Raw genomic sequence first — 17,525 nt, 5'->3', positions numbered from 1 at the left:
CGACTCAAGCAGGGTCCCGCAGGCGGAGTTCGCGGACCTCGCCCGGGCGGATCTCGGTGGCGGACTCGCCGGCGAGGGTGACGGGGACGGGGCACTTCTCCCACTCGGGGACGGCGATGCGGACGTGTCCCGGGGTCATCAGGACCTCGGCCGCCGCGCCGCGGTGGCGGATGCGGAAGGAGAACTCGGAGAGTTCGGGGAGGGGGGCGGGGTCCAGGCACAGGGCGCCGTCGCGGACCTCAAGGCCGGTGAGGCCCCGCTGGACCAGGTCGAGCGTTCCGGCCATCGCGCCCAGGTGGATGCCCTCGGCCGTGGTGCCGCCCTGGAGGTCGGCGGCGTCGGAGGCCAGGGCCTCCTTGAGCTGGTCCCAGGCCCGGCCGCTGCGGGCCCTGGCCAGGACCCAGGCGTGGACGACGCCGCTGAGGGTGGAGCCGTGGCTGGTGCGGGCCAGGTAGTGGTCCACGGTCCTGCACCAGGCCGCCTCGTCCAGCCGGTGGCCCAACTGCTCGAAGAGCGCGGCGAGTTCGCAGGGCGGGAAGAGGTAGCCGAGCATCAGCACGTCGGCCTGCTTGGAGGCGCGGTAGCGGTTGACGGTATCGCCCTCGGACTCCAGCAGGCGGTCGAGCCGGCGGATGTCGCCGTAACGCCGCCGGTAGCCCTCCCAGTCCAGCTCGCGCAGCTCGCCGTAGCCCTCGAACTGGCTGACCACCCGCCCGCCTTCGCCCTCGTGGAACGGCACGTGCAGCCGCCGCGACACCTCCTCCCACCGCTCCAGCTCCTCCTCGTCCACGCCCGTGCGGGCGAGCAGGCCCTGGCGGCGCGAGACGGGCAGGGTCCTGGCCAGCTCCAGCGCGCGGGCCAGGACCCAGGCGGCGGTGACGTTGGTGTAGGCGTTGTCGTCCAGGCCCGGCTCCGACGCGTCCGGGTACGCGTCGTGGTACTCGTCAGGGCCGGCGACCCGCAGGATGCGGTACCGCTCGCGTTCCGCGTCCCAGCGCGCGAACCCGGCCCAGAACCGGGCGACTTCGAAGAGCATCTCGGCGCCCTTGGCGTGCAGGAACTCGGTGTCGCCCGTGGCCTGCCCGTAGCGCCAGACGTTGTACGCCACCGCCGAGCCGACGTGGTGCTGGAGGCGGGAGTTGTCGGGGAGCCAGCGTCCCGAGCGGGGGTTGAGGTGGACCTCGGGCGTCTCCTCGCGGCCGTCGCTGCCGCTCTGCCACGGGTACATGGCCCCGGGCAGTCCGGCGGCGCGGGCCGCGCGGCAGGCGGCGGGCAGCCTGCGGTGACGGTACGTCAGCAGCGCCTTGGACAGCTCGGGGAAGTGCAGGTTGAGGTAGGGCAGGACGAACAGCTCGTCCCAGAAGACGTGCCCCCGGTACGCCTCGCCGTGCAGGCCGCGCGCCGGGACGCCGACGTCCAACTCGGCTGTGTGGGCGGGCGAGAGCGTCTGCAGGAGGTGGAAGAGGTGCAGCCGCAGGATGCGCCCCGCCTCCCCCGGCACCCTCAACTCGGCCTGACACCACAGGCGTTCCCACGCCGAGGACTGGGAGGCCAGGAGCGTCGCGAAGTCCGGTGCGCCGCAGGCGCGTTCGACGGCCGCGTGCAGGGGGCTGCTGAGGGCGGCGTCGCGCGAGGTGTGCAGGGCGACGGTCTTCTCCACGGTCACCGGCCGCCCCGGCGCCAGGGGCAGGACCAGCAGGCGGGCGGCGCGGCCTGCGGAGAGCCGGGTGGTGGCGGCGCCCGGCTCCGGCTCCGGGTCGCTGCGGGTGCGGGCGGCCAGCACGATCCGCACGTCCGACTCGCTGGTGCGGCAGCGCAGCCACAGCACCTCGGGGTCGTCCTCGGCGGCGCCGGTGGTCATCCGGGTGAGGTGGTGCCCGGCCAGGTCGCGGTAACGCGCCACCCCGGAGTTGCTGACCGCGCCGTCGAGCGCGGACTCCACCTCCACGCTGCCCGACCAGTCCTCGGCGGTGAAGGTCACGCGCAGCGCGGCGAGATGGGCGTCGGCCTGGTGGACCAGGCGGGTCTGCTCCACCGCGAGGTGCCGCCCGGCGGGGTCGCGCAGGCGGAAGGTGCGGGTGAGCGTTCCGCGCCGCAGGTGCAGCACCTGGCGGTAGTCCCGCAGCGCGTCGGGGTCCGCGTCGGGGCTGAACCAGTCGCCGGCCGGGGCGGATTCGGGGTGCAGGCGGAAGCGGAGGGGCAGCCAGTCGGGCAGGTTGACCAGGTCCTCGTGGGAGAGGTCGCGCCCGGCCAGGGTGGTGGTCAGCCGGTTGTAGAGGCCGGCGACGTAGGTGCCGGGGTAGTGGTACGGCCCGGCGGGCGTCTCGGGGGCGGCGCCGCGCGTGGCGAGGTAGCCGTTGCCCAGCGTGCACAGCGCCTCGCGCAGCCGCTCGGTGTCCGGGTCGTAGCCCTCGTACTCCCAGGTCCAGCCGTCGCCGCTCACGGCCCCTCCCCCGTGTCCGCCACCAGCCGGCCGAGGTCGGTGACGACGAGGTCGGCGCCGTGGGCGTGCAAGGCTTCCGCCGCGGGGGAATCAGCGGTCGAACGGCCGGAGCCGGCGCCGCCGGAAGGGCCGCCGCCCGAGCGGTCCACGCCCACGACCAGGGCGAAGCCACCGCGCCGCCCCGCCTCCACCCCCGCCCGCGCGTCCTCCACCACGGCCGCGTTCCCTGCCTCGACGCCCAGCCGGCGGGCGGCCTCCAGGAACAGGGCGGGGTCGGGCTTGCCTGGCAGGCCGAGCCGGGCCACGTCGTTGCCGTCGACCACCGTCTGGAGCAGGGAGCGCACGCCCGCCCGGGCCAGCAGGTCGCGGGCGTGCCGGGAGGCGGAGACGGCGGCGCAGCGGACGCGGGCGCCGTGGAGGGCGAGCAGCAGGCGGACCGTTCCCGGCCACGCCTCCACCCCGCGCTCGGCCAGCAGCCGCAGGAACGCGCGCTCCTTGCGGGCGGCCACGGCCTGGACGGTGCCGGTGCCGGGGGCGTCGGCGGGGCCGCCGGGCGGGAGGTGGAGGCCGCGCGCGGCCAGGAAGGAGGCCGCGCCGTCCAGCCGGGACCTGCCGTCCACGTACCGGCGGTAGTCCTCCTCGGCGTCGAACGGCGGGTCCAGGCCGGGCACGGGCGCGAACGCCTCCGCCCAGGCGGCGGCGTGCACGCGCGCCGAGTCGGTGATCACCCCGTCCGTGTCGAACACGACGGCCCGGCACGCCCACAGTTCCGGCACCGGCACGGTCCCCACCGCCTTCCTCCGTCTCCTCCCATGGGAACCCGGCGGGGCGGGGGCCGCAAACGGCGGCGGCGCGGGGCGGCCCGCGGGGCGGGCGGTCAGCCCAGGGTGAGGCGCTTGCCCGTCACGCGGGAGGGGCGCAGGCGGACCCAGGTCTTGTGCCCGTGCGCGTTCCCGGCGGGGACGCCGGGCGGGCCGGGCGCGTTGCGGGCGCGGGCGGACGGGCCGCGCACGGCCGGGGCGCGGGCGGCCTCCCCGGCGTCCGGGGGGCCGGTGACCTCGGCCTCGCCCCGGACCAGGACGCTCCAGCCCAGGCCCTGGGCCTCGTCCAGGTGGTCCACCTCGAACGCCGTCTCCGCAGCCGCCCCGGCGGCCCGCGCGATGTCGGCCGGGGCGCGGAAGAGGATGGTGCCGTCGGTCACCACGTAGCTGACCGGGACGATGGCCGGGCCCTCGGGGGCGGCGACGGCCACGCGGCCCAGGGTGTGGGCGGCGACCAGCCGGTAGCACTGGTCGGTGTCCAGCTCGATCAGCTCGGGCGTTCCGCCGCCGGGGGCACGGGCGCCGGCGCCCGGCAGGACCTCGGAGCCGGTCAGCTCGGCGACGGTGGTCTCCAGGGCGCGGGCGACGCGGGTCAGCGAGGCCGCGCTGGGCGAGGCCGGGCGTTCCTCCAGGTACCGCAGGTACTGCGGCGCGACCCCGGCCCGGTCCGCGACGGTCTCGCGGCTGAGCCCGAGCTGCTCCCTGCGCAGGGCGACCCGGCGCCCCAGGTCGCTGCGATGGTCGGACCGGCTCCGCCGGCCCGGTCCCCGACCGGCCACCCGCACCTCACCTCCGGACCCCCGGCTCCAAGGATCGCGCCGGGCAGTCCGGGGCGCACGCCCACAGCTGGTAGGTGTACCCCCAGCGCGGATGCCGCACGACCCCGGCCGGACGCGCCCGGGGCCCCAGGTGCCGCCCGCAGAGGGCGCACTCGATCCCGGTGAGCTGCCGCGGCCGGAGCGCGCCGAACTCCGCCGCCCGCGCCCGTATCACGACGACCCGCCCCCATCCCCCGGAGGATCGGCAACCCGGTCGGCCGCGGCGTTCAACGTGAAAAGTCTTGGGGTGATTCGCGAAATGTCCCGCACAGTGAAGCTCTGCCCAGTAACGAAGATCCGCTCACCAATCCATGGGAACATCACATCCGCCCCGTTCTGCACAGGTGAATCCGCAGAAGCGGGACGGGAGTATGGTGAAAAGTATGGCGACCAAGAAGATCACGGTGACCATCCCTGAGGACCTGCTCGAAGAGATCCGGGGAGAGGCCGCCGAACGCGGCTTGTCGGCCTATGTGGCGGAGGCGCTGCGCATGAAGCACGAGCAGGACCGGCTGGCGGAAGTGGCCGCCTGGCTGGAGGAGGAGTACGGCCCCTTCACCGAGGAGGAACTGGCCGCCGCGAGGGCCGAGTTGGACGCCATCGACGCCGAGCACGCGCGTCGCCGCGCCGACGCGGACCCCGAGGCGGCCCGGGAGGCCGTCGCCGACGAGAGGGCAGGGGGACAGGCAGCGTGACACCGCGCGTTTTCGTCTGGGACTGCGAGGCCCTGTCGCGGGCCGTCCGCGGCGACCGGCGCATGGCGTTGCTCCTGAAGCTGGCCGGCGAGGGCGAGGCCCGGCTGGTCACCTCTCCGATGACGCTGGTCGAGGCCTACGACGGCCGCGTTCCGGAACGGCGTTGGGACTGGGTGCTCTCCCGGGTGACGGTCACCTCCGTCGGGAAGCAGGAGGCGAAGCAGGCGCGCCTCCTGCTGAAGCACGCCGGCATGCACGGCCATAAGCACGCCATCGAGGCCGTGCTCGCGGTGATCGCCCGCGGCCAGCGCGGCGAGGTGACGGTTTTCTCCTCCGACGCCGGGGACATGGAGCGGCTGCTCCCGCCGCAAGTGCCCGTCGTCAAGCTGTAATCGCCCACCGCCCCCGTCCCCCGTTTTCGCCTGTCAATCGCCTGATTGAATGGGCGCCTTGATCGGGTGGGGCCGGTGCGTGGAGAGCGGGAGAGCGCGGATGGACGCGGAAGGGCCGGTCGCGGTGCCGGGGGAAGTCGATCCCGGGAGCGGGCGGCTCGTGTACGCCGTGGTGGACGTGCGGCTGCCGGGCGTGCTGCCGCTGGTGGTGGAACGCCGCTACCGGGGCGGGCCGGGTCCCGGGCGCCGGTTCGGGCGGGCCTGGGTCTCGACGCTGGACCAGCGGCTGCTGCTGGGGGCGGACGGCGTGCGGCTGGTGGCCGCCGACGGGCGCGTCGTGGCCTACCCCGTTCCCGCGCCGGGCGCCGCGGTGCTCCCCGCCGGGGAGGAAGGCCCGCACTGGCCGCTGTCCTGGGACGGAAGGCCCGGCAGCCCGCTGACCGTGACGCTGCCCGCCGAGGAGGGCGAAGCCGAGGGTGGAGCCCCGCCCCGCACGCTGACCTTCGCGCCCGTGCCGGGACGGCCCGGCTCCGAGCTGCCCCTGACCGCCGTCACCGACCTCAACGGCAACGCGATCCGCCTCGCCCACGCCCCCGACGGCGCCCTCACCGAGCTGGTGCACTCCTGCGGCTACCGGATCGCCGTGCGCTCGGACGAGGCCGGACGGGTGACGGCCCTGGCCCTGCTCGGCGGCCCTGGCGGCCCGCTCCAGCACGGCCCGCTGCCCCTGGCCCGCTACCGCTACGACGCGGCCGGGAACCTCGCCGTGGCCGAGGACGCCGCCGGGAACGCCGAGCACCTGGCGTACGACGCGCGCCGCCGCCTGACCGCCTGGACCGCGCGCGGCGGGGCCGGGCGCCTGCGGTACGCCTACGACGAGGCGGGCCGGGTGGTCCGCGTGACGGGCACCGACGGCTTCCTCGACCGCACCCTGGCCTACGAGGAGGGCGGCCGGATCGCCCGGGTGACCGACTCGCTGGGCCACACCACGGTGTACGAGCACGACGAACGCGGCCTTCCCCTGGCCGTCACCGACCCGCTGGGCCACACCTGGCGCCGCGAGTGGGACCACGCCGGGCGCCTGCTGACCCGCACCGACCCGCTGGGCCGCACCACCCGCTGGGCCCGCGACGAGCGCGGCAACGCCACGGCCGTGACGTACCCCGACGGCGCCACCGCCACGGCCGAGTTCGACGACCTGGGCCTGCCCACCACCCGCACCGCCGAGGACGGCGCCCGCCACCGGTACACCTACGACGAGCGCGGCAACCTCCTGACCGAACAGGACCCCACCGGCGCCGTCACCACCTGGGCCTACGACGCCCGCGGCGCGCGTACCGCCGTCACCGACGCGCTGGGCACCCTGCGGCGCCTGGACCCCGACCCGGCCGGCCTGCCGCTGGCCGGAACCGACGAGGCCGGCGCGCCCGTCCGGTACGAGCGCGACGCGCTGGGCCGCGTGGTGCGCGTGCTGCGCCCGGACGGCACGGCCCTGGCCCTGACCTGGACGCCCACCGGCCTGCCCGCCGCGCGCGGCGCCGAGCGCCGGCGTTACGACGCCGCCGGGCGCCTGGTGGAGTACGTGGACGCTGCCGGGCGCCGCGAGCGGTGGGAGACGGGGCCGTTCGGGGTGCGCGTCGCGCGCAACGACGGGCTGCGTCTGGAGTGGGACACCGAGCTGCGCCTGACCGGGGCGACCGACGGGGCCGGCCGCCGCTGGTCCTGGACGTGGGACCCGGCCGGGCGGCTCGCCGAGGAGAGCGGCCCCACGGGCGAGCCGACCACGCACCGCTGGGACGCGGCCGGCCGGCACAGCGGGTTCACCAACGCCGCCGGGCAGCGCGTCTCCCGCAGCTTCGACGCGCGCGGGCGCGTCGTGGAGGAGCGTACCGAGACGGACGTGACCCGCTTCGAGTACGACGCGGCCGGCCGCCTGGTCGAGGCCGCCAACGGGGAAACGTCCCTCACCCGCGAGCTGGACGCGCGCGGCGCCGTGCTCTCCGAGACGTGCAACGGCCGCACGCTGCGCCTGCGTTACGACGCGCTGGGCCGCCCCGTGGAGCGCCGCACCCCGGGCGGCACGGTGACCGGCTGGGAGTACGACGCGGCGGGCCGGCCCACCGCGCTGCGGGCGGGGAACCGGCGGTACGAGTTCACCCGCGACGCGGCCGGGCGGGAGACCGAGCGCCGCCTGGGCGTGGTGGTGCTGCTGCGGCAGGTGTGGGACGCGGCGGGGCGGCCGGTGCAGCTCGTGCTGCCTTCGGGCCGGCGGCGGGCGTACGCCTACCGCGAGGACGGCGCGGGCGGAACGGCCGTGGCGGTGACGGCGGCGGACGGGGCCGCGGCGGAGGCGACGGTGATCCAGGCGGCCTGCGACGCGGCCGGGCGGCTGGTGGCGGCGCGCGCCCCGGGCGAGGCCGAGGCACGGGGCTTCCGCTACGACGCGGCGGGCAACGCCCTGGGCGTGGGCCTGCGGTACAAGGGGACGCTCCCCGCCGAGGGCCCGGGCGGCGCGGCGTGGCGGCACGACGCGGCGGGCCGCGTCGTCTCGGTGTCCGGGGCCGGGCCGGGGGCGGCGGGGTGGGGCTTCACCTACGACGCGCACGACCGGCTGACGGACGTGGTCACGCCGCAGGGGCAGCACTGGCACTACGTGTACGACGCGCTGGGGCGGCGGGCGGCCAAGCGGCTGCTGGACGACTTCGGCGCGGCGGTGGAGGAGACGATCTGGGTCTGGGAGGGGGAGCGCCCGGCCGAGGTGATCGCGCCGGGCGGGGCCGCCACGTCCTGGCACTGGGCGCCGGGGGCGGAGGTGCCGCTGGCGCGGACCGACCCGGGCAGCGAGGGTACCTGCGCGGTGGTCGCCGACCCGACGGGCGTGCCCACCGAGCTGCTGGACGCCAAGGGCGGGGTGGCCTGGCGCGGGCCGGCGCCGTTCCTGGGCGCGGTGCCGGGGCCGGTGGCCGACCCGGAGCGGCGGGTGCCGGCGCTGCCGGGGCACCTGGCCGACCCGGAGACGGGGCTGCTGTACGGATTCGGCGCGGGGCACCGGGCGTTCGACCCGGTGCACGCGCGCTACCTCACCCCGGCGCGCGGCCCCGCGCCGGGTGCGGGGCCGGGCCTGGTGGGCGGGGTCCTGCCCCGGCCGGGGACGTCACCGTACGGGTATCCGCCGCCACGGTCGTAGCGGCGCGGGGCGGCGGGCGGCCTACGCTGGGGACATGGCAGGCAGAGCCGGCAGGATTTGGACGGTACGCGACATCCCCGACCTCGTGGGCCGCAGCGCCGTGGTGACGGGGGCCAGCGGCGGCCTGGGCTTCGTCACCGCGCGCGAGCTGGCCCGCCGGGGGGCGCGGGTGGTGCTGGCCTGCCGCAGCCAGCAGCGGGGGCAGGCCGCGCTGGAGCGGCTGCTGGGCGAAGTGCCTGAGGCACGCGCCGAGTTGCGGCTGCTGGACCTGGCGGACCTGGCCTCGGTGCGGGCGTTCGCCGGGGAGTGGGGGGAACGGCCGCTGGATGTGCTGATCAACAACGCCGGGCTGATGGCGGTGCCGCGCGCGCGGACGGTGGACGGCTTCGAGTCGCAGTTCGGGGTCAACCACCTGGGCCACTTCGCGCTGACCGGGCTGCTGCTCGACCGGCTGCTGGCCGCGCCGGGGGCGCGGGTGGTGACCGTCTCCAGCCTGCTGCACCTGGCCTCCAACGTGGACCTGCGCGACCTCAACTCCCGCCGCCGGTACGGGCGGTGGGTGGCCTACGCGCGGTCCAAGACGGCCAACCTGCTGTTCACGCACGAGCTGGCGCGGCGGCTTCGCGGACGGGACGTGGTGGCGGCGGCCGTTCACCCCGGGTACGCGGCCACCGAACTCCAGGCGCGCGGGGCGCGGTTGTCGGGCTCCCCGGGGCGGGAGCGGGCCGCGCGGCTGGCGAACCGGCTGCTGGCCGCGCCGGCCGAGGTGGGCGCGATGCCCTCCCTCTACGCGGCGACCGCGCCGGACGTGGCGCCGGACTCCTTCACGGGCCCGGCGGCCCTGGGGGCGCGCACGCTGCGCGGCGGCCCCGGCGGGCGCTGGAGGGCGCCGTGGACGCGGGACGACCTGCTCTCGGCGCGGCTGTGGCGGGCCTCGGAGGAGCTGACGGGCGTGCACTGGCGGCCCTGAGCCGAGGCATATGCCAGGGACCGCAAACCTTCGCGCAAATTCACTTGCACCTCGCCGCACTTGCGCGCGCGGAGTTTCATCCCTGGACGAAATCGCTCGCCTGAGCGGGTGGTTCTCCGCCAAGGTGGGGCCCGTTCGGCGCCGCTCGGGAACGGGGGGATCAGCGGACCGCTCCGGCGAACGCTGTTGGTCCTGGCCTCCCGCGGGCATCCGCGTCAGCGGCCCCCTCCGCCCACGGCGAGGCCACCCGAGCGGGCGCCGGACGCACCCCTCGCCCTCCACGCCCGGCCTCAACCCTCGTCCCCGGCACGGCCGTTCACCCGCGGGGCCGTGCGGCGCCCGGTCGGCGGGGCGCGCGCGGGCGTGGCATACTCGCCCGGTCATCGGGGACGCACGGCGAGGGCAAGGCAATGAGGGGTCGGGGCACGGAGGTGGGGCCCGGCCATGCCCGCGCACTGCCGCTGGCGACCCCCTATCTGGACACGCGGGCCGAGCAGCTCTCGTTCGCACTCGGCCTTCCCGCCCAGCGGCCCCTGGCGACGGCGGAGGTGCAACTCGACGGAATAACAGTCGAGTTGCGGTTGCTGGGAGCCTCGCACCAGGTGTTCGCGGGACCGGTGCGGGAGACGCTAGCGTGCCTGGCCGGGCGGTGCGACGGCGGGCCGCCGGCCGTGGTGGACGAGGACATCGCGGGCTGGCGTTACCGGTTCACCTCCCGGGTGCGGCGCCTGCCGGCGGAGGAGTTCTCCGGGCGGGCGGGACGGCTGCGCGGGGCCCTGGCCGGGCGGCCGGGGGCGCTGTGCGGGGTCTTCCCCGGCTCGCCGGACGCCCTTACGGCCCTCGCAGCGTGGCGAGCGGCGGATCACCTTCTGGTCTGGCGGACCTGGCACGCCTACCCGCAGACCGGCCAGATCGTGGAGACCCGCACCCGGATAGACATGGAAGGGGCTGGAGCGGCGTGAGCGGCGGACAGCGGCGCGGACGGTTGCGCGAACAGGGACGCGGAGGCGGCGCCCGCCCACGGGCAGGGCGGCGCGCCCGGGCGGCGGTGGGCGCGGCGCTGCTGCTGGCCGCCGTGGCGACGGGCTGCGGCGGCGGCTCCGACCCGCAGGTGCCGCGGGGCTGGATCGCCTCCACCTACGAGCCGGCCGCGCTGTCCGGGAACGCGGACTACCGCGACCCGGTGGACGCCCCGGCCCGGGTGGCGGACGAGATCGAGGGCGAGCGGGGCGCGCGGGACCGCATCGACCGCAACGGGATGGTCTTCCTGCGCTACGACGAGGACCTGGTCGCGGTGATCCCGCACTCGGGCGGCGGCAGCGGCATCGACATCGAGCCCTACGCCACGGGCCGCACCCGCTACAGCGCGCACGTGGCGCACCGGTGGCCGGCGGGCTCGGGGACGGGCGAGGAGTTCAGGGGCGGGGGTCCTGGCTCGGGCAAGTAGCCCGCGCCGGGCGGCGGATGAGCCAGGCGGCGCGGCAGGCGGGGGGATTCGGGAAGACGGCGAGGAAGGCACATGGTGGCAGAGATCTTCGAGTCGGCGGGCGAGGCCCTGCTGTACGGGCTGGTGGGCTTCGCCGTGATGGCGGTCGCCTTCGTGGCGCTGGACCTGGTGACCCCCGGCCAGCTTGCCCGGGTGGTGTGGACCGACCGCAACAAGGGCGCGGCCGTGGTGCTGGCCGGGCAGATGCTGGGCGTGGGCCTGGTCGTGGAGGCCGCGATCGGCGCCAGCGAATCGGAGGACGGCCTGGGCTACGGGCTGCTGAGCACGGGCGTGTACGGCCTGGCGGGCGTGGTGGTGATGACGCTGGTCTTCGCGGTGGTCGGCTTCATCACGCCGGGGCCGATGGGCGCCGCGGTGCTGGAGGACCGGGACAACCGGCCGCACCCGGCCGCCTGGGTACAGGGCGCGACGTACGTCGGCACGGCGCTGATGGTCGGCGCGGCGCTCTCGTGACGGCGTGCCGGTGATAGCGCGCCCCCGTGCGGCGCGGTTCCTGCTTCTGCTGACCGTCTTCCTGTGCGCGGCCTGCGGCCTGGCCTACGAGCTGGCGCTGGTGGCGCTGGGCGGCTACCTGATCGGCAACACCGTCTTCCAGACCTCGCTGGTGCTCTCGGTGATGGTCTTCGCGATGGGCGTCGGCTCGCTGGCGGCCAAGCCGTTGCAGCGGCGCGCGGTGGGGGCGTTCGCTCTGGTGGAGGCGCTGCTGGCGCTGGTGGGCGGCCTGTCGGTGCTGGTGCTGTACGTGGTCTTCGCCTGGGCGCGGATCTACACCCCGGCGATGACGCTGGTCGCCTTCGCCGTGGGCCTGCTGATCGGGGCCGAGATCCCGCTGCTGATGACGATGCTCCAGCGCATACGGCGGCAGGAGGCGGGCGGGGCGGTCGCCGACATGTTCGCGGTGGACTACCTGGGCGCGCTGGTGGGGGGCTTGAGCTTCCCGCTGGTGCTGCTGCCGACGTTCGGGCAGCTCAAGGGCATGCTGGTGGTGGGCGCGGTGAACGCCCTGGTCGGTGTGAGCGCGGTGCTGTGGATCTTCCGGCGGCAGACCAGGCGGCACGTGCGGGCCGGGCTGCTGACGGGGATGGTGGGGGTGCTGGCGCTGCTGGGAGCGGCCTATGTGTACGCCGGGGACGTTGAGGTGACGGCCCGTCAGCGGCTGTACCGGGACCCGATCGTGCACGCGGAGCGCACGCCGTACCAGGAGATCGTCCTCACGCGCTCGCTGGCGTTCAACCGGGAGGCGGACCTGCGGCTGTTCCTGAACGGGGACCTGCAGTTCTCCTCGGTGGACGAATACCGGTACCACGAGGCGCTGGTGCACCCGGCGCTGTCCGGCGGCGGGTCCTCGGTGCTGGTGCTGGGCGGCGGGGACGGGCTGGCGCTGCGGGAGATCCTGCGCTACCCGGGCGTGGAGCGGGTGACGCTGGTGGAGCTGGACCCGGCGGTGACCGAACTGGCCTCCTCCTACGGCCCGTTGCGGGACCTGAACGACGAGTCCTTCGCCGATCCGCGGGTGGAGGTGGTGCACGCGGACGCCTTCGCCTGGCTACGGGACACCGCGCCCGCGGCCCGGTTCGACACGGTGATCGTGGACTTCCCCGACCCGGAGGACACGGCCACGGCGAAGCTGTACACGGTGGAGATCTACTCGATGCTCGCCCGCGCCCTGGCGCCGGAGGGCCGGGTGGTGGTGCAGGCCGGGTCGCCGTTCTTCGCGCCGCGCACCTACTGGTCGATCGACGCCACGCTGCGGGCCTCGGGCTTCGCGACGACGCCCTACCAGGTCGACGTGCCCAGCTTCGGGAACTGGGGCTTCGTGCTCGCCGCGCCGGGAGGACCCGAGGCGGAGGGGCCGGCGCTGCGGCTGGCGCGGGACGTTCCGCCGCTGCGGTTCCTGGACGAGGCGGTGCTGCGGGCCTCCACCGTCTTTCCCTTGGACCGGCGCGAACGCGAGGTGCGGTCCAGCACGCTGATGGACCCGGCGGTGCTGGAATACGCCCAGGGCGAGTGGCAGTTGGACTAGCCGTCGGAGCGGGCGGGCCGCGCGCGGCGTGCCCCCGGCCAGCGGGGGCCGGGCCGCGGCCGGCCCCGGGGGGCCGGCCGCGGTAGGCCGGGGGCGGCGCCTCCGCACAGACGCCGCCCCCGGGGGGTGTCCCCAAGGGACGTCCGGGGCTCTCCGCCGGTGAGGGTTTCCGGGGAGCGGGGAGAGGTGGCCCGGTCGTCCCCGGCGGTCAGGAGACCGCCGTTGCCGCCCGGCCGGCTTCGAGCCGGGCGATGGGGATACGGAACGGTGAGCAGGACACGTAGTCCAGGCCCACCCGATGGAAGAAGTGCACCGACTCCGGGTCGCCGCCGTGCTCACCGCATACGCCGAGCTTGAGGTCGGGGCGGGTCGCCCGGCCTGCGGTCGCGGCTGCCCGGACCAGGGAGCCGACGCCATCGGCGTCGATGGTCTCGAACGGAGAGACCCCGAAGATGCCCTTCTCCAAGTAGGCGCCGAAGAAGCTGGCTTCGACGTCGTCGCGGGAGAAGCCCCAGACGGTCTGGGTGAGGTCGTTGGTGCCGAAGGAGAAGAAGTCGGCGCTCTCGGCGATCTGACCGGCCGTCAGAGCGGCGCGGGGCAGCTCGATCATGGTGCCGACGGGGATGTTCAGCTCGACGCCGTGCTCCCGGGAGATCTCCGCGATGACGGCCTCGGCCTCGTCCCGGACGATCTCCAGCTCCTGCACGGTCCCGACGAGCGGGATCATGATCTCGGGCCGCGGGTCGGCGCCGGCCAGCCGCCGCCGCGCCGCGGCCTCGGCTATCGCCCGCACCTGCATGGTGAACAGGCCCGGGACGACCAGGCCCAGGCGCACGCCGCGCAGGCCCAGCATGGGGTTCTGCTCGTGCAGGCGCCGCACGGCGGCCAGCAGCTTGAGGTCCGTCTCGCTGGGCTTCTCCTCCAGCGCGATGCGCACCGACAGCTCGGTGAGGTCGGGCAGGAACTCGTGCAGCGGCGGGTCGATCAGCCGCACGGTCACCGGCAGGCCGTCCATCGCCGTGAACAGCTCGGTGAAGTCGCCCTGCTGAAGCGGCAGGAGGGCCGCCAGGGCCGCCTCGCGCTCGCCGTCCGACTCGGCCAGGATCAGCCGCTCGACCAGCTCCCGGCGTTCGCCCAGGAACATGTGCTCGGTGCGGCACAGGCCGATGCCCTGGGCGCCGAACCGGCGGGCGCGCGCGGCGTCCTCGGCGGTGTCGGCGTTGGCGCGCACCGCCAGGCGGCGGGCGTCGTCGGCCAGGCTCATCAGCCGGTGGACGGCGTTGACGAGGTCGTCGGCCTCGGGGCCCGGCCGGGTGGTGCCCTCGAAGTACTCCATGACCGGAGAGGGCACCACGGGTACCTCGCCGCGGTAGACCTTGCCGCTGGTGCCGTCGATGGAGATGACCTCGCCCTCGCGGATCACCGTCCCGGCGGCGGTGGTGAGTTCGCGGGCGGCGGCGTCCACCCGCAGCTCCTCGGCGCCGCAGACGCAGGTCTTGCCCATGCCGCGGGCGACGACCGCGGCGTGCGAGGTCTTGCCGCCCCGGGAGGTGAGGATGCCCTGCGCGGCGATCATGCCGTCCAGGTCGTCGGGGTTGGTCTCGCGGCGGACCAGGATGACGCGCTCGCCCTCGGCGGCGCGCGCCACGGCCGTTGCCGAGTCGAAGACCACCGCGCCCACGGCCGCGCCCGGGGAGGCCGCGATGCCGCCGGCAACGTGGTCGGCGCCGGAGTCGGCGTCGAAGCGCGGGAACATCAGGTGCGCGAGCTGCGCGCCGGTGACGCGGGCCAGCGCCTCGGTCTCGTCGATGAGGCCCTGGTCGATGAGCTGGACGGCTATGCGGAACGCCGCGGCGGCGGTGCGCTTGCCCACGCGGGTCTGGAGCATCCACAGCTTGCCGCGCTCGATGGTGAACTCGATGTCGCACAGGTCCCGGTAGTGATTCTCCAGGGTCTCCATGATGCGCAGGAGCTCGGCGTAGGAGGCGGGGTCCAGGCGCTCCAGCTCGGCCAGCGGCACGGTGTTGCGGATGCCGGCGACGACGTCCTCGCCCTGGGCGTTCTGGAGGTAGTCGCCGTAGACGCCCTGGTGGCCGGTGGCGGGGTCGCGGGTGAAGCAGACGCCGGTGCCGGAGTCGGGGCCGAGGTTGCCGAAGACCATGGAACAGACGTTGACGGCCGTGCCCAGGTCGTGCGGGATGCGCTCCTGGCGGCGGTAGAGGCGGGCCCGCTCGCCGTTCCAGGAGTCGAAGACCGCGTGGATGGCCAGGTCCATCTGCTCGCGCGGGTCCTGGGGGAACTCCCGGCCCGTGTGCTCGCGCACGATGTCCTTGAACTGGTCGACCAGCTTGCGCAGTTCGTCGGCGGTCAGCTCGACGTCGGAGGTGACGCCGGCCCGGGCGCGGGCCTCGTCGAGCCGGTCCTCGAAGAGGTCGCCCTCGATGCCGAGCACGGTCTTGCCGAACATCTGGATGAGGCGCCGGTAGGAGTCCCAGGCGAATCGCTCGTCGCCGGCCTGCGCGGCCAGCGCGCCCACCGAGTCGTCGGTGAGGCCGATGTTGAGGACCGTGTCCATCATGCCGGGCATGGAGAACTTCGCGCCGGAGCGGACCGAGACCAGCAACGGGTCGTCGCCGCGGCCCAGTTGCTTGCCCATGCGCTGCTCAAGTGCGGCGAGGTGCGCGCTGACCTCCTCGCGCAGGGCGGCCGGCTCGGAGCCCGTGCGCAGGTACTCCCGGCACGCGTCCGTGGTGATGGTGAAGCCCGGTGGGACCGGAAGGCCGAGCCGGGTCATCTCGGCGAGGTTCGCGCCCTTGCCGCCCAGCAGGTCCTTGAGGTCCTTGTGGCCCTCGGTGAAGTCGTACACGTACTTCACAGTGGTCGCCGTCCCAGGCTGCGCCGTGGGCGCGGGAGTGATGAGGGTTGACGTGTGTGTATCCGGCACGGGACTCGACTCCTCGTGAACGGCTGCCCTGACAGCGGGAGATTACCCCGCCAGCCGCTCATCTGAGCGTTTCCGTCATCATACGTGGCAGGCATCACGCTGATAAAACGGACACGAAGGGCGGATTCCCTACGAAATTCCGGCCGTTCAGCGGCGCAAAAGTCGATTTCACGCGGCACTCCGTGCCGCTGAGAGGTCGATCCGGGGGGTATGAGCGGCCTTCCGCCCCCGGAATCACCTACCCGGGAACGCCCTCGGCCACGCCCGGAGTCACTCAGTGCCAGGCGCCGCGGGGCCGGGGGCGGACCCCGCCTCGAACGCCGGGGAGCCCCCGGGGCCGCCCCCGGCGAGCGCCGCCAGCCGCGCGTCGGCGCGGTCCGGCGCGTACAGCGACTCCACGACCATCGCCGCCGCCCCGGCCAGGCCCGCCCGGTCCCCCAGCCGCGAGGTGACCACCTGGAGGTAGGCCGTTGTCCGGGGCATGGCACGCTGGTAAAGCAACTCCCGCACCCCGGTCAGGAACGGCGGCCCCGTCAGGTCGCCCGCGATCATCAGCACCCCGGGATTGAGGAGCGTGACGACCGTGGCCAGCACCTCGCCGACCAGCCGCCCGGCGTCCCGGGCCAGCCGCACCGCGTCCGGCTGCCCGATCGCGAGCTGGTCACGCACCCCCGAGCCGGAGGCCGTCGGGATGCCGGCGGCCGTCAGCTGCTCGGCCAGCGCGCGCCCGCTGGCCACCGCCGCCAGACAGCCGTACTGGCCGCAGCGGCACAGCGCCCCTGCGTGCTCGCTCAGCCGGATGTGCCCGATGTCACCGGCCGCGCCGTCGATCCCCCGGTACAGCTCGCCGCGCACCACCACCCCGGCCCCTATGCCGGTGGACACCTTGACCAGCAGGAACGCCGCGCAGTCGGGGAAGCCGTGCCGCTGCTCGGCCAGGGCCATCAGGTTGGCGTCGTTGTCCACCAGGACGGGAACGGCCTCCACCCCCTGCCCGGCGCCGCTCACATGAGCGGCGAACGAGCGCCGCATCCCCTCCACCACCGGGTAGCGGTCCCAGCCGGGCATGATCGGGGGCTGGATCACCAGGCCGGAGGCGGGGTCCACCGGGCCCGGCATGGACAGGCCGATGCCGCACACAGCCGCCGCGCCGACGCCCGCCTTCTCCAGCAGCATCGCGAACCACTGCCCCAGCCGGTCCAGCACCTCGCCCGGCCCCTGGTTGATCAGCAGGGCCCCGGAGTGCTCGGCGAGCATCGACCCGCCCAGGTCCAGGACGGCGGCGCGGGCGTGCCGCGTCTCCAGGTCGGCGACCAGGACCACCGCGTGGGAGGCGTCGAACTCCAGCCGCAGGGAGGGCCGCCCGCCCGTGGGGGCGTCCACGGGGTCCCCGGCGGTCTCGCGGATCCAGCCGGCGCGGAAGAGCTGATCGAGGCGGTGGCCGACGGTCGAGCGGGAGAGACCCGTCACACGCTGGAGCTCGCCGCGGGTGCTCGCCTCGCCGCTGCGGATCAGCCGCAGCAGGTGACCCGCGCTGGCCTGGCTCGCCTGGCTCATGCCTGCCGCCTTCCCCGGGCGCCGCCCCGAATTCCTGCCCTCCTTCAGCTTGTGAAGTAGATATTACAGCGGTACTTTTGCTTGTTAAGTAGACGTAACTCTACGGTACCTTCGACAAAACAAACGGTGCAGCTGCCCCAAAGCGGCATAACCAACGTACTTCGGAGC

General features: G+C 75.1%; 13 protein-coding genes. 8 read left to right on the top strand and 5 right to left on the bottom strand.

The window, feature by feature from the left end:
• Positions 1-4: 4 nt before the first annotated feature.
• The 3 genes from RM780_RS17055 to RM780_RS17045 all read right to left on the bottom strand — a co-directional run bounded on the left by RM780_RS17055 (position 5) and on the right by RM780_RS17045 (position 4,043).
• Positions 5-2,443 (bottom strand): glycoside hydrolase family 65 protein, encoded by a 2,439-nt coding sequence (locus RM780_RS17055; RefSeq protein ID WP_311631594.1) that lies wholly within the window; start codon positions 2,441-2,443, stop codon positions 5-7.
• Positions 2,440-3,234 carry an HAD family hydrolase gene (locus tag RM780_RS17050; protein ID WP_311631593.1) on the bottom strand — a complete coding sequence of 265 codons (795 nt, stop codon included), beginning with the start codon at positions 3,232-3,234 and terminating at the stop codon, positions 2,440-2,442. The genes RM780_RS17055 and RM780_RS17050 overlap by 4 nt, the downstream gene beginning before the upstream one ends.
• A gap of 86 nt (positions 3,235-3,320) precedes the next feature.
• Positions 3,321-4,043, bottom strand: a complete 723-nt coding sequence (locus RM780_RS17045; protein ID WP_311631592.1) for a helix-turn-helix domain-containing protein — start codon at positions 4,041-4,043, stop codon at positions 3,321-3,323.
• A 422-nt stretch (positions 4,044-4,465) separates the two neighbouring features.
• On the opposite strand from RM780_RS17045, the gene RM780_RS17040 reads away from it, so the two are divergent.
• From RM780_RS17040 to RM780_RS17005, 8 genes are all read left to right on the top strand, one after another.
• Entirely contained in the window at positions 4,466-4,777 is a 312-nt protein-coding gene (locus RM780_RS17040) for a ribbon-helix-helix domain-containing protein (RefSeq protein WP_311631591.1), read from the top strand.
• On the top strand, positions 4,774-5,169 hold the full coding sequence (locus tag RM780_RS17035) for a hypothetical protein (protein WP_311631590.1): 396 nt from the start codon (positions 4,774-4,776) through the stop codon (positions 5,167-5,169). Before RM780_RS17040 ends, RM780_RS17035 begins: the two co-directional genes overlap by 4 nt.
• A gap of 100 nt (positions 5,170-5,269) precedes the next feature.
• Complete coding sequence (locus RM780_RS17030; protein WP_311631589.1) at positions 5,270-8,356, top strand: DUF6531 domain-containing protein; 3,087 nt, start codon at positions 5,270-5,272, stop codon at positions 8,354-8,356.
• Positions 8,357-8,390: 34 nt separating this feature from the next.
• Complete coding sequence (locus RM780_RS17025; RefSeq protein ID WP_311631588.1) at positions 8,391-9,326, top strand: oxidoreductase; 936 nt, start codon at positions 8,391-8,393, stop codon at positions 9,324-9,326.
• A gap of 431 nt (positions 9,327-9,757) precedes the next feature.
• Complete coding sequence (locus RM780_RS17020) at positions 9,758-10,288, top strand: DUF2617 family protein (protein WP_311631587.1); 531 nt, start codon at positions 9,758-9,760, stop codon at positions 10,286-10,288.
• A complete protein-coding gene (locus RM780_RS17015) occupies positions 10,285-10,773 on the top strand; it encodes a DUF4247 domain-containing protein (RefSeq protein WP_311631586.1) in 489 nt (162 codons plus the stop codon). Before RM780_RS17020 ends, RM780_RS17015 begins: the two co-directional genes overlap by 4 nt.
• A 72-nt stretch (positions 10,774-10,845) precedes the next feature.
• Positions 10,846-11,286 (top strand): DUF350 domain-containing protein, encoded by a 441-nt coding sequence (locus RM780_RS17010; protein ID WP_311631585.1) that lies wholly within the window; start codon positions 10,846-10,848, stop codon positions 11,284-11,286.
• A 4-nt stretch (positions 11,287-11,290) separates the two neighbouring features.
• Positions 11,291-12,856: a polyamine aminopropyltransferase gene (locus RM780_RS17005; RefSeq protein WP_311631583.1), complete on the top strand. Its 1,566-nt coding sequence runs from the start codon at positions 11,291-11,293 to the stop codon at positions 12,854-12,856.
• Positions 12,857-13,064: 208 nt separating this feature from the next.
• Here RM780_RS17005 and ppdK read toward each other — a convergent pair whose 3' ends face one another.
• Positions 13,065-15,731 (bottom strand): pyruvate, phosphate dikinase, encoded by a 2,667-nt coding sequence (gene ppdK, locus RM780_RS17000; RefSeq protein WP_394812997.1) that lies wholly within the window; start codon positions 15,729-15,731, stop codon positions 13,065-13,067.
• 339 nt (positions 15,732-16,070) lie between these two features.
• Positions 16,071-17,357, bottom strand: a complete 1,287-nt coding sequence (locus RM780_RS16995; RefSeq protein ID WP_311631582.1) for an ROK family transcriptional regulator — start codon at positions 17,355-17,357, stop codon at positions 16,071-16,073.
• Positions 17,358-17,525: the final 168 nt, after the last annotated feature.

The organism is Streptomyces boetiae (genome assembly GCF_031845405.1).
Lineage (GTDB): Bacteria > Actinomycetota > Actinomycetes > Streptomycetales > Streptomycetaceae > Streptomyces > Streptomyces boetiae.
This window is presented reverse-complemented; position numbering and strand designations above follow the sequence as displayed.

Coding starts and splice junctions, on each gene's coding strand:
- RM780_RS17040 (WP_311631591.1), top strand. CDS start 4,466: ATGGCGACCAAGAAGATCACGGTGACCATCCCTGAGGACCTGCTCGAA.
- RM780_RS17030 (WP_311631589.1), top strand. CDS start 5,270: ATGGACGCGGAAGGGCCGGTCGCGGTGCCGGGGGAAGTCGATCCCGGG.
- RM780_RS17025 (WP_311631588.1), top strand. CDS start 8,391: ATGGCAGGCAGAGCCGGCAGGATTTGGACGGTACGCGACATCCCCGAC.
- RM780_RS17010 (WP_311631585.1), top strand. CDS start 10,846: ATGGTGGCAGAGATCTTCGAGTCGGCGGGCGAGGCCCTGCTGTACGGG.
- RM780_RS16995 (WP_311631582.1), bottom strand. CDS start 17,357: ATGAGCCAGGCGAGCCAGGCCAGCGCGGGTCACCTGCTGCGGCTGATC.